We start from the raw sequence: 14,425 nt of genomic DNA, 5'->3' as shown, positions 1-14,425 counted from the left end.
TCAGACGCCCAGCGTCTTGCGGTTCGCGGCCAGGGCGTCGGTGTAGGCGGCGTGGGCGGCCTTGGCGGCGTCCCGCATCGCGGCGATGCCTTCGGCAGCAGTCTGGGCGCTGTCAGCCCATTCCTTGTGCGCGGCAGCGTGTTTGTCGGCCGCGGCGCCTTCCCAGGTTTGATGCGCCGCGGCGATGCGGGCATCCAGGGCGGTCAGGGTGTCGGTGATGAAGCCGTGCAATCCAGCGATGCGGGCAGTGACGTCGTCCAGGTGGTCCAGGTCGACGCGGTATCCATCGGTCATGCGGGTGGTTCTTCTCCTAGCGGCGAACGGTGTCGGCCGGCGCGGTCACAGGGGCGGCAGGTCCAGGAAGCCGGCGATGTCCGCGGCGTTGCGGGCATCCTGCGCATCGAGCTGGGCGACGGTCACTCCCAGCAGCTCCCCCATGGCGGTGAGCGCATCGAGAACCTCGACTGCCGCCGCGCGTGCCGATTCCCACCCGATGATGTAGGCGCGGGCCGCGTTACCTTTCCACGTGGCCTCGAGCGCCTTCACATCGGCGTCGGCGGATTGGATGCCGGCGATCAGGTTGGTGGCGGTGTCCTGAGCGAATTTGCCCGCGTCGGAGACATCGGTCGGAACGATCGCGAATTCTGCCGCGTTTGCCATTGATCCCCTTCCGTCGCGAAACGTGTGGCGCGACAACAGCAGATCACGCACCGGCCGGACGCGCGACACCGCGGCGGGGTTGCGGGACCGCACCCGCGACCGAGCAACTCCTGGTCCCCCGATAACGCAACGGACGTCACCCATGCGGGTGACGTCCGTTTCCGTTGCGGCCGAACCGATTACGCGGCGATCAACTCCTCTTCGTCCTGCTCCGCGACGGTCTCGGTGACCGTGCGGCCGGGGAGGAAGGCGGTCATCGCGATCAGGGCGCCGATCGCGCAGACCACGCCGGCGAAGATCAGGCCGGGACGGTAGCTGTGCAGCAGGGCGGCCGGGGAGCCGTCACCGTGCGATCCGGAGGAGATGATCGCGGTGTTCGCGGCCAGCACGATCGCCGCGCCGACCTGCATGCCGGTCTGCAGCACGCCGGCCGCCAGGCCCTGTTCCTCGTCCTCGATACCGCTGGTGGCCTGGATGTTGATGGCGGGGAAGCCGATCCAGCCGATGCCGATGAGCAGTACCGCGGGCAGGATGACCGCGACGTAGGACGGCGCGGTGTCCAGGCGCAGGAACAGGAAGTAGCCGATCGACATCACGGTCGTGGTGACCGCGATGATCGGCCCGGTGCCGAAGCGGTCGACCAGCTTGTCGGAGAACACCGACGAGGCGGCGACCAGCACACCGACCGGCAGCAGGGCCAGCGCCAGGTGCAGCGGCGACCACTTCAGGGTGTCCTGCAGGTACAGGGTCACGATGAACTGCCAGCTGAAGTACGAGCCGGCCAGGGTGATGACCACCAGGGTGGCCCGCAGCAGCGACGGCTTGCGCAGGATGCCGAGCCGGATCAGCGGGTAGCGCACCCGGTTCTCCACCACCACGAACGCGGCGAGCAGCGCGGCGACCGCGGCGAAGGAACCGACGGTCCGCGCCGAACCCCAGCCGGCGGCGGGCGCCGACACGACGGTGAACACCAGCAGCAGCATGGCGGCCGTGGACAGCAGCGCACCGAGCAGGTCGTGGCCGCCTTCGTCGGCCTTCTTGTCCCGCGGGACCAGGAACGCGGCGGCGACCAGCGCGGCCAGCGCGATCGGCACGGGGAGCAGGAAGGTCCAGCGCCAGCCGAGACCGGTCATCAGTCCGCCGAACACCAGGCCCATGGAGTATCCGCCCGCGCCGAACACGACGTAGATGGACAGGGCCTTGTTGCGGGCGGGGCCCTCGGCGAAGTTGGTGGTGATGATCGACAGGCCGGTGGGCGCGGTGAACGCGGCCGCCAGGCCCTTGACGAAGCGGGTCGCGATCAGCAGCGCGGCCGAGCTGACCAGCGCTCCGGACAGTGAGGCGAGCGCGAAAACGCCCAGGGCGATGAGGAATACGCTGCGCCGGCCGAGCAGGTCGGCGGTGCGGCCGCCGAGCAGCAGCAGGCCGCCGTAGCCGAGGACGTAGCCGCTGACCAGCCATTGCAGGGTCGAGGTGGACAGGTGGAGTTCGTCGCCGATGGAGGGCAGGGCGACGCCGATCATGGAGACGTCGAGGCCGTCGAGGAACAGCACGATGCACAGCGTGATGAGCATCGCCCAGAGCCGGGCGGACCACTGGGTACCGGTCGCCGCGGCGGCCGGTTGGGTTGCCGTGGAAGTCATGCCGAGAAATTTAGATGCGCACGCATAATTTGTCCAGACATTTAATGCACTTGCATCTTTCGACCCCAGGCACTAGGATCTGGTCATGTCCAAGCTGTCGACAACGTCCGTCGACCGGCCGGGCGCCCACAAGGCACCCCGGCCCGGCCACCCGGATCTTCCGGCGCCCACCGCGGCCGACGCGGCGGTACCGGACATCGCGAGTCACACCGCGGACGACACACCGGGTCGCGCCGCGGATTCGACTCCGCACGCAACCGCCGATCCGCTGGTGGCCGAATGGCGCAAGCTGCTCTGCGTACACGCCTCGGTGTCCTGCGCCCTGGAGAACGAACTACAGAAGCGGCACGGCATCGGCCTCAGCGAGTTCGAAACCCTGGACCGCCTGCTCGACACCGGCTCCGAGAAGTACCGGATGAGCGAGCTCGCCGAAGACATCCACCTGAGTCAGAGCGCACTGTCCCGCACGGTGGCCCGACTGGAGAAGGACGGCCTGGTCGAACGCGACCTGTGCGACTTCGACCGCCGCGCGATCTTCATCTGCGTCACCGACCAGGGCCGGGCCACCCACGCGGCGGCCGCGCCCACCCACCGCGAAGTCTTGGAACGCACCCTGCACTGATGAGGCCCCGTGGCCCAACGGGCGACCGCGTTCCCGCGAAACCCTATGCCGCACAATGGGATCAGCGGCCATCAGGACCGGATTCGCGGCCTGCGGTCTGGGCCACGCGCGTCAGCGCACCACCCGCGAAGTACTGGCCGAGGACCGCGACGCCGCGCGGCACCGCACCGGACAGTTTCCGGCCCAGCGGATTTCGCGGCCACGGATTAGGAGCGCGGCCCTGGTCGCGCCCGGATCCCCACCGGCACAACCCAGTCCTGGCGGCGGACCCACATCGTCGTTCGCCCGCAGCGGATCTCGTCGCCCCACTCACCCGTCGGCCCGCGGCCGGCGGCTCACAGCGCCTGCAGGGCCCGTTCGATCGGCTCGCGCGCACCTACCGCGGCGGCTTCGATCCCCTGGAAGGCGCCGCGGAAGCGGTCGACCTCGATGTCCTTGTCGAAATAGGCTGAGCCGATGAAGCTTTCGACGTAGACGACCGGCGGTTCGGGCAGATCACCTGCGGCCTCGGGAAATTCGAGCAGCACGAAGCGGCCCGCGTCCAGACCGTCGTGGTAGCCACAGTCGGCGGGCACCACCCGCAGGTCCACGTTCGGATGCTGCGCCAGCTGCAGCAGGTGCTCGAGTTGTCCGGCCATCACGGCCTTCCCCCCGACCCGGTGCACCAGCGCGGATTCCGCGATCACCGCACGCAGGCGGAGCGGTGAGTCGTTGCGCGTGATGAGCGTCTGTCGCGCGGCCCGTACGGCCCAGCGCCGGTCCGCCTCGTCGGGCAGCATGCCGGGTCGGGCACCCGCGAGCACCGCACGCGCGTACTCCTCGGTCTGCAACAGGCCCGGAATCAGTTCGTTCTCATAGGTGTACAGCCGGCCGGCTGCCTCCTCGAGGCCGATGTAGACGTCGAAGCCCTCGGCGATCACATCGCTGTATTCGGTCCACCAACCCCTGGCCTTGGTTTCCCGAGCGAGGCTCGCGAGCGGGCCGACCATCTCGGCGGGCGCGCCGTACACCTTGCACATCGCCTCGACGTCGAGGCTGCGCAGCGAGGTCTGGCCGGTTTCGATCCGCCAGATCTTCGCCTCGGACCACTCCAACTGCTGCGCGGCGACCCGCGTGGTCATCCGCGCCCGATTGCGCAGGTCACGCAGCTGCCGCCCCAGCTGCCGCCTCGGCATCGTCGAACCGGTGATCCCGTGCGGTAAAGCCATGCTTCCCCCTGTCCAGTGCGCCGATCGTACTCGCTCTCGCGGCCCACCGAACGGCAAAACCCTTACGGCAGGTCTGGATTCACCTGCCGTACGGGACGGATTCTTGCACAGTGATGCCAGCACCGGGCACCCAGTTCGTCTCAGTTACGCCATCGGCACCCAAGCGCAGAACAGGATTACTTTCTGGCAGGGCGTTTTCGGAACCGCCAGAACTGGACGGCGCGCACGTCCTCCGACAGCTGGCTCACCGGTTCGGCGACCTCGGACAACACCTGGAACAGATCGTCGGCCAGATCGGTGATGTGATCGACCCGGCGCACCAACAACGATGTGTTGAGCACGAACTCGAGCATCAGGCGAACGACGGCGGCGAGCACCAGCGCCAGCGGTACCGCCACGAACACCGCGAACAGCAACCCCAGCACCAGCGACGAGTGCCAGATCAGCACCGTGAGCACCACCGGCGCCACGACCGCACCGACCAGACCCAGCGGATAGGCAAGCGGCAGCAGGGTTTCGGTGGCCGAGCGCCGGAACTGCATATCCAGCAGCGCGCGACCGGCGGCGTCCACCCAGCCGCGGAAGGTCCGCTCCTCGGCATCGATGTCGTCGGCTTCCAGATCGACGGCCAGATGCCGGGACAGCCGGCGGCTCGCGCTCTCGCGCAACGCGAAGAGCCGAGGGTCGCTCTCCTCGACCGGCTCGATCCGGTCCTGCCCCAGCGGCTCATCAGTCATGTCCGCATCCTCCCCCGGCGCGGGCACCTGGGCAATGGCCGAGCCGACAGCCGCACACCACAGCCGATGTTCCTCGAACCCGCACGGTGTGCTGGAATCCACTCCCGGGAAAAAGTTTTGCCGAGGTGTAACACGGCAGTCGCCACCGAGCGATAACTCCCACGAGCAGATGCGAAGTACCAGAGCTACCCGGGGAATGGAGAAGCCAGTGCGCACGCAGTCGACGACTTCCGTCTCGGCGACGACCCTCGCCGAAATCGTGCAGGACTATACCGAGCGCGGGTGGACGGTTGCCGAAACGGCCAACGGCGTCTGCCTGATCACCGACGAGAACATCTCGGGCGTCGAGGTGACCGGCGAGCTCGCCGCCACCGTCCGCACATTCCTGCAGGTAAACAACCTGACCGGACCGGTCATCGAGTTCCCCGGCGCCGAGCGCCGCGAGGTGCACCTGGTGACGGGAATCCGGAAGGCCGCCTTGGCGATTGCCGCCCTGCGCGCGGCCGGCGCGACCGTGCACACCGACGGCGCCGGGGTTCCGCTGCCACCGTCGCGGGTCTCCGCCAGCTCCGCGACCTGGGGCGTCGCGCCCGCCGACGCCCGCTGGACGCCGCCGGTGGTGGCATTGTCGGCCGCGGTGCGCGCCGTGACCTCGCAGCGCCGCCCCCAGCTGGCCAGCATCGCCAGCTGAGCCGATCCGCGCCACCGCGGCGGCTGTTCACGAACACTCGATCCGCCACTCCGGCGGGCCGATTCGCCCGATAACTGACAAATCGCTGCGCGATTGCTCGAGTATCGCTCGGAGCGCCGGGCCCGATATCGAGCACGCTCCCACCCCGACGCATACAGTCCGGGTGGTGCCGGTTTCCGGCGGCGTATCCGGCAACGGACCCACCGGCATCCACTCGGCTCCGGCGTCCGCAGCGCCGCCCGGAATGTCCGAGGCGGAGATCGAAGATGTTGGGTAACAAGCACTTCCGGGTCACCCCCGCGCAAGGAGTCTTACGCAGCGGACATTTCAGCTTTCCGCCCGCAAATATTGCAATGCAGACAACGCAATCGGGTGAATCTCCTTGTCCTGCAACGATTACAGCTCGTCCCGGCACCCCGCCGGGCACGGCTACCCGGCAGCGATCACCAAAACTGTCCCTTGCGTACCAATTCCGCGCGGAGGAATCTGAATAGGAGGCCCGCGCAGGTTACGGCAAGTTTTCGGGTAGCAGTACTTCTACATCGGGTTTTTTCGTTTCGTCCGGTAAACCTGTTATGCCCGTTACGCTTTGAATCCGATGGGGGTTCAGTGCGGAGCCTCGCGGATGCGGAATCCAGCTACCGAAAGGGGCGGACATGCCACTCGACGGGTATGGCAGCAGCGGCGAGCGGGAACTTCAAGAACGGTACGGCACGACCGACCGAGCCGAGCGCTTCTACGACGAGCAAGTCCTGGACCGGCTGAATTCCAAGATGATCGAGTTCGTCAAGGCCCGCGACATGGCGTTCATCGCCACCGCCGATCGCCACGGCGAATGCGACTCCAGCTTCCGCGCCGGCAAACCGGGCTTCCTGCATATCATCGACGACCACACGCTGGCCTACCCCGAGTACCGCGGCAACGGGGTGATGGCCAGCATGGGCAACATCTCCGAGAACCCGCACATCGGGATCATGCTCATCGACTTCACCGAAGAGCTGATCGGCCTGCACATCAACGGCACCGCGCGCATCGTCGAGGAGTACATCCTGCGGCGTTCCGTCCCCGACCTGCCTGTCAACGAGCGCGGCAAGGTGGCCGAGCACTGGATCGTGGTCGACGTCGTCGAGGCATACATCCACTGCCGCAAGCACATTCCGCGCCTGGTCCCCGCGGAACGACAGCCGCGCGAATGGGGCACCGACAACGTGCGGGCCAAGGGCGGCGACTACTTCGGCGCCAAGTCCGAATCCCGCGAGCTGGTCACCGGATCCTGAGACCCGCTACAGCTTGAAGATGACCGCGCGCTGCACGATGAAATTGATCACCGTCGCGGTGCCCTGAGCGACCACGAACGCGAAGTACAACCGCCACCAGGTGGGATCCAGCGCGAAGTACACGACCTGGTTGATCCCCACCTGCACGGCGAACGTGACGCCGTACAGCGCCACGACCGCCAGGAACCGCTTGCGGCTCGGCTCGGCCCGGAACGTCCAGCGGCGGTTGATCAGGTACGCGGTCGTGGTGCCCGCCACGAAACTGATCGACTTCGCCACCGCGAGCGGCAGGCCGGCCAGATACAGCAGCTTGTACAGCCCGAGGTCGATGATCGCGGAGAACCCGCCGGAGGCCACGAACCGCACCAGCTGCGTCTTCAGGTCGACATCGGTACCACCCGGTTCGTCGACCAGGGGCAATTCGACCGGCAGGGGCAGGTGCGGTTCCGCGTTCACGCGCGCAAGCGTAACGGGTGTGCCCGAGCGCGCCAGGCGGTCGTATCCGGCCCACGGCCGCGGCCGGCGCTGTCCTGTTCAGGCGGTTTCCGGCGCGACCGGCCCGTAGTTCACCCCGGTGAGGCGTCCCACAGTCCGGACGACGTCGGTCCGGACCTGTAGCCTCTATGCCGATGTCCACGAACGCTCAGACCCCCGCCCCCGCGGCCGGTGGTGCGACTCCCGCCGAGTTCACACTGCCCACGCAGGCCCGCCGGCTGACCGGCTGGGGTCGCACCGCACCCACGACCGCAGAAGTGCTGTCCACCCGCGACCCGGAGCTCATCGCCCGGGCCGTCGCGATGGTGGCGGCCGACAACGAGGGCAAGCCGTCACACCTGCGTCGTGGTGTGATCGCCCGCGGCCTGGCGCGGTCCTACGGTGACAACGCGCAGAACGCGGGCGGCCTGGTCGTCGACATGACCCCGCTCAACCGGATCCACCGCATCGACCGCGACACCCACCTGGTGGAGGTCGACGCGGGCGTGAACCTGGACCAGCTGATGAAGGCGGCCCTGCCCTTCGGCCTGTGGGTCCCGGTGCTGCCGGGCACCCGGCAGGTCACCGTCGGTGGCGCCATCGGATCCGATATCCACGGCAAGAACCACCACAGCGCCGGCAGCTTCGGCAACCATGTGCGCGCGATGGACCTGCTCACGGCCGACGGCACCATCCACCACATCACGCCCACCGAGAACCCGGAACTGTTCTGGGCGACCATCGGCGGCTGCGGCCTGACCGGCATCATCCTGCGGGCCGTCATCGAGATGACGCCCACCGAGACGGCCTACTTCATCGCCGACGGCGACGTCACCGCGAACCTCGACGAGACGATCGCCATCCACAGCGACGGTTCCGAGGACCGCTACGAGTACAGCTCGGCCTGGTTCGACGCGATCAGCCCGGAGCCGAAGCTGGGGCGCGCGGCGCTGTCCCGCGGCAACCTGGCCAAGTTCGACGAACTGCCCAAGAAGCTGCAGAAGAACCCGCTCGGTTTCAGCGGTAAGACCTTCCTGACGCTGCCCGACATCTTCCCGAACGGGCTGGCGAACAAGTACACCTTCCAGCCGATCGGTGAGCTCTGGTACCGCAAGGCCGGCACCTACCGCGGCAAGGTGCAGAGCCTGACCGCCTTCTATCACCCGTTGGACATGTTCGGCGAGTGGAACCGGGCCTACGGACCGGCCGGCTTCCTGCAGTACCAGTTCCTGGTGCCGCCGGAGGCGGTGGGCGAGTTCAAGAACATCATCCGCGACATCCAGAAGTCCGGGTTCTATTCGTTCCTCAACGTTTTCAAGCTCTTCGGCCCGGGTAACCAAGCGCCGCTGAGCTTCCCGATGCCGGGCTGGAACATCTGCGTCGACTTCCCGATCCTGCCGGGGCTCAACGAGTTCGTGAGCGCGCTCGACAAGCGGGTACTCGAATTCGGTGGCCGGCTCTACACGGCGAAGGACTCCCGCACCACCGCGGAGACCTTCCACGCGATGTACCCCCGGATCGACGAGTGGATCAAGGTCCGCCGAAGTGTCGACCCCACAGGTGTTTTCATGTCCGATATGGCGAGAAGGCTGGAGCTGCAGTGATCAACGCAGTCGGTAACCCGCAGGCGATCCTCCTGCTGGGCGGTACCTCCGAGATCGGTCTCGCGATCGTGGCGGAGTACCTGAAGAAGGGCCCGGCGCGGGTCGTGCTGGCCGCGCTGCCCGGTGACCCGCTGCGCGAGGAGTCCGCCGCGCAGGTGAAGGCCGCCGGTGCCTCCGAGGTCGAGGTGATCGACTTCGACGCGCTGGACTTCGACAGCCACCCGAAGGTCGTCGAGCAGGCCTGGAGCCGCGGCGACATCGATGTGGCGATCGTGGTGTTCGGCATCATGGGTGACGCCGAGGAACTGTGGCAGGACCAGCGCAAGGCGGTGCTCGCCGCCGAGATCAACTACACCGCTTCGGTGTCGGTGGGTGTGCTGCTGGGCGAGCGGTTCAAGGCGCAGGGCTACGGCAACATCCTGGCCCTGAGCTCGGTGGCGGGCGAGAAGATCCGCCGCGTGCACTTCGTCTACGGCTCCACCAAGGCCGGTATGGACGGCTTCTACCAGGGTCTCGGCGAGGCGCTGCGCCCGTTCGGCCCGAAGGTCACCATCGTGCGCCCCGGCCAGGTCCGCACCAAGCTGTCGGCGCACGTCAAGGAAGCGCCGCTCACGGTGAACAAGGAGCAGGTCGCCGAGATCGCCGTCGCGGCCGCCGACAAGGGCAAGGAGATCGTCTGGGCCCCAGGCGCTTTCCGCTACGTGATGATGGTGCTGCGGCACATCCCGCGCCCGATCTTCCGCAAGCTGCCGGTCTAGAGCGCGGCACGTGAGAGCCCCTGCCCGATGGATCGGGCAGGGGCTCTCACCGTGTCAGCGTTCGACAGACAACTCGATAGTGATCGGGCAGGGGACTGTCGTGGTGAAGTGGCCGGTCACCTCACCGTTGTCGTAGTAGTCCGTACCGTCACCGAGTCGGCAGATCAGCATGCTGACCGGCCGCTGGATATCCACGATCCAGTACTGTTCGATCCGTGCCTCGGCGTATTCGTCGCGCTTGATCCGGTAATCCATGCGATTCGAACCCGGTGACACGATTTCGATGACCAGCAGAGCTTCAGCCGCACGCAACAGCCGATGCTCCTTCTGAGCGGCCTCGACCGCGGCGGATTCCACCACCATGAGATTCGGTCGCCGGACCGTACCGGGCTGCTCCGGCAGAGCCAGCTCGAGATCCAGATCCGTGTCCTGCAGTACCTCCAGGTGAGCGGGGAGTTGCGCATCGAGTTGACAGACCAGATGCCTCGACATCCGCGCCTGATACGGCAGCGGCGACGGCGACATTACGAGTACCCCCTCCTGCAGCTCGTAGCGCACGTCACCGTCCTCGCCGAGCGCCATGTAGCCGGCGACTGTCAGCGGGTGCCGTTGCACGGGCAGTGCTGTCATATCAGGCCCCTACCCCCGGGTTTTGTATCCCCGCTGTCCACCGTAGACGGCGCGCGGACGGGCGCCGAGCGCCACACCGCAGCCGCACACCAGCCCAGTGGCCGGACCGTGGCCGACTGCTCCCCACCGGCCACGAACGGTGCTGACCTCGGCCGATGCTCCAGGTGCGGGTCAGCAGGGCCGACCGGTCGCAACGGCGCGCGACACCGTGCTGACGAAGCTCGACCCGGTGACACAGGTGGATCTGATCCCGTAGTCGCCGTCCGGCACCGTCAGCGGGTCCTGATCGGTGCGTCCTTCACCCAGCCGCCGCGATTCTGCACGGTCACAGCGATATTCGCGGGCGGTGCAGGCAGGTACGGCGTGAACTGTTCGAGTTCGCCCCAGTCGCGGGCCCAGTCGTGATTCAGGTAGGTCGGGACGGTCTGGGCCTTCAGGAGCAGGCCGGTCCAGCCGAGGGGGCCGCCACCGATGTCATCCTGCCAGGCGTTGGCGGCGTCGGAGCCGACACGGTCGGGCAGGATGCGCCAGCGCGGAACTTCGGCGACGCCGTCGCGGTGGTCGAACGGGCGCTGGCAGGGGAAGGCCAGGCCGACGTGCCAGTCGGCGAGGACCGGATCTGTGCCGCCCACAACCGAATTCAGTGTGGTCAGCTTGGGCAGCCGCGGCGGAGTGATCGCGAGCCATTGCCGTTCGGTGAGGTCGGCGGAGTTCGCGACCAATCGGACGGCGTTGGTGCCCCTGGGAATTCGATCCAGCGGCAGGCGCAGGTTGCGCCAGGAGGGTGCGCCGCCGATATCGGACGGGATCGCCTCGCCCAAGGTCTGGACGGTGCCGTCGTCGGCGCGGTGCGCGAACTGGACGCGCAGGTCCTGGCCGTAGGTGACGACCCCGTCCTTGTCGACCGAGCGGATCCGGCCGGCCGCGGTCACCACCAGCACCCGGTAAGCCGGATCCTGCTGGGCGGCAGCGAGATCCAGGCGGTACCAGCCGGTGGTGAGGTGGGCGGGCTGCTTCGGTCCGCTCACGTAGCTGCCCAGGACGGGGGTGCGGGCGGAATCGAGCCCGAAGGGCAGGGCGACGGAGGAGCCGTTGACACCGGGGGCCGCGGTGCTGCCGCCACCGGTTCCGGCCGCCGTGGTGCGGGTGGTCTTGTTCTTGTTGTCCCCGCTGACGGAATTGGCTCCACCGCTGACGGTTTCGTCGGCGTCCGCGGTGAGGTCGGCGGCCACGCCGTCGGGGGTGAAACCGCTGTCGCCGGTCGCCGTACCACCGGATCGAGCGACCGCCGGGGTGGACGATCCGCCGGCGAGCGCGTCGGAGGCACTGCCGTCGTAGGGCTGCAGCAGCGAGTCCGCGGTGTCGGTCTCCACCAGCACCTCGTCGGCGAGCGCGCACGTATCACCCTGCAGCGCACGCAGATTCGACGAGGTGATGGAGTAGGCGGGGTACTGGCCGAGCGCGCCCTTGGCCAGCGAGGCCACCTCGAACAGCACCAGCAGTGCCGCCGCGATCGTCAGCGGTTCGATCGCGAACCGGTCGAACCGCTTGGCCGGGGCTTGCTTTCGATAGGGCTCGCGGTAGTACTGGTAGCCGGCGAGCAGCAGGCTCGCCACCGCCAGGGCCAGGAACGCGGTGGACAGGCCCTTACCGGCGACCAGCGGCGCCTTGTCGAACCACGGCACACCGTAACTCGACACGTACCACCAGCCGTTGGAGCCCGTGAAGGTCACCGCCAGCACGAACAGCGTGGCCGCCGCGAACAGCGACCGGTTGTAGGGCGCGCGAATCCCGTTGCTGCCCACCGCGACCGCGGTCAGCGCCGCCAGCGCACCGGCCAGTCCGGCGTAGACGCCGAAGTGGTGGGTCCACTTGGTGGGGGTGAACATCATCAGCAGCAGGGACATGAACACGATGCCGAGCAGCCGCGCCGACGGGCCCTTGGCGGTGTCGGGGATCCGGCCGCCCTTCCGAAGTGCCACCAGCACACAGACACCCAGGCACAGCAGCATGGCCAGCACACCGAAGCGGCGGGCCAGAGATCCGTCCGGGGAGAGCATCAACAGCGAATCCCAGCGCGTGCGTTCGTCGAACCACGCCACGTTGGGCCCGATGATCTTGCGGACCCGGGTCGCCTCCAGCACGGCCGCCAGCGGCTGATCCGCGAAAACGACCACCAGAACGAGGGTTCCGGCGGCGGCGACGGGCGCGAGGAGGGCACCGTAGCGCAAGAGCGTCGCCGTGATGCCGCGCCGCCGCGCGGGCCCGCGGCTCTCCATTGCGGCATCCGACGAGCCGTCGTCGGTGTGCGCCCGGGCGATGACGGTCCGCAGCACCGGCCGCGAACCGGCGATCAGCGCGGCCAGGCAGATCAGGCCGGTCGGGCCCGCGGCCAGCGAGAAGGCGGCGATCAGCACCGCGATCGCGGCCGGCAGCAGCCGCGCGGTCGCGACGGCGCGCTCGATCGAACACCAGGTCAGCAAGGCGCCCAACGCGATCAGCGGTTCCGGGCGCAGGCCGTTGTCGTAGGGCAGCCAGGCGGCCAGGAACACCAGGCCCGCGGTCCAGCGGGCGATCGTGCTGTGCCGGACCCGGGTACCCAAACGCGGCAGCACTTCCCGGCTGATGACCAGCCAGCACGCGATACCCGCCAGCAGCGCCGGCAGCCGCATCCACAGGCCGGCGGCGCTGATCCGCGTCATCTGCGCCAGCACCTCGTACGGCCAGCCGAACGGTGCCTCCGCGACCCCGAACCAGCGGTAGTAGTTGGCCATGTAGCCGGAGTACTTCGACGCCCGGGCCATGGTCAGGATGTAACCGTCGTCGGATGTGTTGGCGCCGATCACATGCCAGACCAGCAGGGTGCCGATGATCGCCACGTCGGTGCCGCGGATCCGCCACCAGCCGCCGGGCAGGAAGCGGCGCGGGCGCCGGCCGTCGGCGGTATCGAGGGCGTGCAGGCAGACCAGGGCGAGGACGGTGCACAGCACCGCACCGGCAATGGCCAGGTACTTCAGCAGGCTCGGGCGCGAGGAGAACCGGGAGTCCAGGTTCGCGTGCAGGTGCGCGTCACCGAGCTGTGCGCGCGGCAGATCACTGAAGACACCGACGAGTTGGGGCCGGATGTCCTGGCCGACGGTGTTGCGGAACGGAGTTCCGTCCTGCCGGTGCACGCCGCCGAGCTCGACCGTGGTAGCCGCCGCGGTGGAGGTGATGTTCAGGCCACCGCACATCGGGCCAGGTTCGCCTGGTGTGCCGGTGATTTCGTCGAGCGGCGCGCTCAGCAGCGGGATGTCGCGGAGCAGCACCGAGAGGGTGCGTCCGGTCTGCGCCCGGTCCTCGACGGTGACCAGCAGTCCTTTGGCACTGGCCCCCGGCGCTTTCGCCGGGACGGTGGACACCACGGTGCCGCTCGGCAGATCGCGAATCGCGGTGCACGGCACCGAGATCGCCACGTCCAAGGGCACGTAGGCCACCAGGGGCGCCGTCACGTCGACGGTCCCGGCCTGCGGCCAGTCCAGCGCCGCCCGGTCCTGCCGTACCGGCAGCAACGGCGTCAGGACAGCGAGCAGCACCGCCGCAACCCCGAACAGGAGGGCGAGCCACCGAACACGAACCAACCCAGCAGAGTCTGCGCGCACGAGTCCCGATGCTAACGGCTACCAGGCAGCATCGAACGATCCCGCAATCTCCTGCGGAATCCGGACGCCGCAAGCATGTGGCGTGGGCCGGCCCGCGCTGGGTCGCTGTGCTTGTGCGAGGCGACTCGTACCGAGTTCCTCTACTCGGCGACCGGACCCTCGCATCGCGACGAACTCAGCGATCTGCTGGACGAACTGTGCCGGTCGACGCCGGTACCGAAGACCGCGTGGCGGTGGGTCGAGTCCGCGCAATACCGGCTGACCCAACACGGTCAGCACCGGCCAGCCGGGGTGATCGATCTGGTGGTGTGCGCCACGGCGATTCACCATGGGCTCACAGTACTGCACACCGACGACGACTTTGTGACAGTCAGCCGAGTAATTACCGATTTGCGCCAGTACGACATCCGCAAGTAGAGCTGGTCGCTGCGGCCGCGAACCGGATTGTGCACAGTTATCCACAGGTTTTGCGGTTATCCA

The 14,425-nt window shown here is 68.1% G+C and carries 14 protein-coding genes; 6 read left to right on the top strand and 8 right to left on the bottom strand.

The annotated features are described in order from the left end of the window. The 3 genes from EBN03_RS07395 to EBN03_RS07385 all read right to left on the bottom strand — a co-directional run bounded on the left by EBN03_RS07395 (position 1) and on the right by EBN03_RS07385 (position 2,303). The gene (locus EBN03_RS07395; protein WP_122187151.1) at positions 1-294 is read right to left on the bottom strand and encodes a WXG100 family type VII secretion target; all 294 of its coding nucleotides are present in this window, start codon (positions 292-294) and stop codon (positions 1-3) included. A 45-nt stretch (positions 295-339) separates the two neighbouring features. Then, a complete protein-coding gene (locus EBN03_RS07390) occupies positions 340-711 on the bottom strand; it encodes a WXG100 family type VII secretion target (protein WP_158675555.1) in 372 nt (123 codons plus the stop codon). A gap of 128 nt (positions 712-839) precedes the next feature. Then, positions 840-2,303, bottom strand: a complete 1,464-nt coding sequence (locus tag EBN03_RS07385) for an MFS transporter (RefSeq protein WP_122187149.1) — start codon at positions 2,301-2,303, stop codon at positions 840-842. An 85-nt stretch (positions 2,304-2,388) separates the two neighbouring features. Between EBN03_RS07385 and EBN03_RS07380 the strand changes: the two genes are divergently transcribed. Then, positions 2,389-2,925 (top strand): MarR family winged helix-turn-helix transcriptional regulator, encoded by a 537-nt coding sequence (locus tag EBN03_RS07380; protein WP_122187148.1) that lies wholly within the window; start codon positions 2,389-2,391, stop codon positions 2,923-2,925. A 335-nt stretch (positions 2,926-3,260) separates the two neighbouring features. On the opposite strand, the gene EBN03_RS07375 is transcribed toward EBN03_RS07380, so the two are convergent. Next, complete coding sequence (locus EBN03_RS07375) at positions 3,261-4,133, bottom strand: helix-turn-helix domain-containing protein (protein ID WP_122187147.1); 873 nt, start codon at positions 4,131-4,133, stop codon at positions 3,261-3,263. 176 nt (positions 4,134-4,309) lie between these two features. Further along, positions 4,310-4,870 carry a DUF4282 domain-containing protein gene (locus EBN03_RS07370; protein ID WP_122187371.1) on the bottom strand — a complete coding sequence of 187 codons (561 nt, stop codon included), beginning with the start codon at positions 4,868-4,870 and terminating at the stop codon, positions 4,310-4,312. Between the two features lie 208 nt (positions 4,871-5,078). Between EBN03_RS07370 and EBN03_RS07365 the strand changes: the two genes are divergently transcribed. Next, positions 5,079-5,561: a hypothetical protein gene (locus tag EBN03_RS07365; protein WP_122187370.1), complete on the top strand. Its 483-nt coding sequence runs from the start codon at positions 5,079-5,081 to the stop codon at positions 5,559-5,561. Between the two features lie 656 nt (positions 5,562-6,217). Then, positions 6,218-6,838, top strand: a complete 621-nt coding sequence (locus EBN03_RS07360) for a pyridoxamine 5'-phosphate oxidase family protein (protein ID WP_122187146.1) — start codon at positions 6,218-6,220, stop codon at positions 6,836-6,838. Between the two features lie 6 nt (positions 6,839-6,844). Here the strand turns inward: EBN03_RS07360 and EBN03_RS07355 are convergent, their stop codons facing one another. Next, entirely contained in the window at positions 6,845-7,294 is a 450-nt protein-coding gene (locus EBN03_RS07355) for a GtrA family protein (RefSeq protein ID WP_122187145.1), read from the bottom strand. A gap of 173 nt (positions 7,295-7,467) precedes the next feature. Between EBN03_RS07355 and EBN03_RS07350 the strand changes: the two genes are divergently transcribed. Both EBN03_RS07350 and EBN03_RS07345 read left to right on the top strand, forming a co-directional pair. Beyond that, positions 7,468-8,916, top strand: coding sequence for an FAD-binding oxidoreductase (locus tag EBN03_RS07350; RefSeq protein WP_122187369.1), 1,449 nt, complete (start codon positions 7,468-7,470; stop codon positions 8,914-8,916). Then, positions 8,913-9,674 carry a decaprenylphospho-beta-D-erythro-pentofuranosid-2-ulose 2-reductase gene (locus tag EBN03_RS07345; RefSeq protein ID WP_122187144.1) on the top strand — a complete coding sequence of 254 codons (762 nt, stop codon included), beginning with the start codon at positions 8,913-8,915 and terminating at the stop codon, positions 9,672-9,674. Before EBN03_RS07350 ends, EBN03_RS07345 begins: the two co-directional genes overlap by 4 nt. A 54-nt stretch (positions 9,675-9,728) precedes the next feature. On the opposite strand, the gene EBN03_RS07340 is transcribed toward EBN03_RS07345, so the two are convergent. Then, the gene (locus EBN03_RS07340) at positions 9,729-10,304 is read right to left on the bottom strand and encodes a Uma2 family endonuclease (RefSeq protein WP_122187143.1); all 576 of its coding nucleotides are present in this window, start codon (positions 10,302-10,304) and stop codon (positions 9,729-9,731) included. A 272-nt stretch (positions 10,305-10,576) separates the two neighbouring features. Then, positions 10,577-13,924, bottom strand: a complete 3,348-nt coding sequence (locus EBN03_RS07335) for an arabinosyltransferase domain-containing protein (RefSeq protein WP_122187142.1) — start codon at positions 13,922-13,924, stop codon at positions 10,577-10,579. A gap of 96 nt (positions 13,925-14,020) precedes the next feature. On the opposite strand from EBN03_RS07335, the gene EBN03_RS07330 reads away from it, so the two are divergent. After that, positions 14,021-14,362 carry a PIN domain-containing protein gene (locus tag EBN03_RS07330; protein WP_122187141.1) on the top strand — a complete coding sequence of 114 codons (342 nt, stop codon included), beginning with the start codon at positions 14,021-14,023 and terminating at the stop codon, positions 14,360-14,362. Positions 14,363-14,425: the final 63 nt, after the last annotated feature.

It is taken from the genome of Nocardia stercoris (assembly GCF_003696265.1).
Lineage (GTDB): Bacteria > Actinomycetota > Actinomycetes > Mycobacteriales > Mycobacteriaceae > Nocardia > Nocardia stercoris.
This window is presented reverse-complemented; position numbering and strand designations above follow the sequence as displayed.

Bases quoted from the DNA above. Each gene is read 5' to 3' on its own strand.
- EBN03_RS07395 (WP_122187151.1), bottom strand. From the start codon at position 294: ATGACCGATGGATACCGCGTCGACCTGGACCACCTGGACGACGTCACT.
- EBN03_RS07385 (WP_122187149.1), bottom strand. From the start codon at position 2,303: ATGACTTCCACGGCAACCCAACCGGCCGCCGCGGCGACCGGTACCCAG.
- EBN03_RS07380 (WP_122187148.1), top strand. From the start codon at position 2,389: ATGTCCAAGCTGTCGACAACGTCCGTCGACCGGCCGGGCGCCCACAAG.
- EBN03_RS07375 (WP_122187147.1), bottom strand. From the start codon at position 4,133: ATGGCTTTACCGCACGGGATCACCGGTTCGACGATGCCGAGGCGGCAG.
- EBN03_RS07370 (WP_122187371.1), bottom strand. From the start codon at position 4,870: ATGACTGATGAGCCGCTGGGGCAGGACCGGATCGAGCCGGTCGAGGAG.
- EBN03_RS07360 (WP_122187146.1), top strand. From the start codon at position 6,218: ATGCCACTCGACGGGTATGGCAGCAGCGGCGAGCGGGAACTTCAAGAA.
- EBN03_RS07350 (WP_122187369.1), top strand. From the start codon at position 7,468: ATGTCCACGAACGCTCAGACCCCCGCCCCCGCGGCCGGTGGTGCGACT.
- EBN03_RS07340 (WP_122187143.1), bottom strand. From the start codon at position 10,304: ATGACAGCACTGCCCGTGCAACGGCACCCGCTGACAGTCGCCGGCTAC.
- EBN03_RS07330 (WP_122187141.1), top strand. From the start codon at position 14,021: ATGTGGCGTGGGCCGGCCCGCGCTGGGTCGCTGTGCTTGTGCGAGGCG.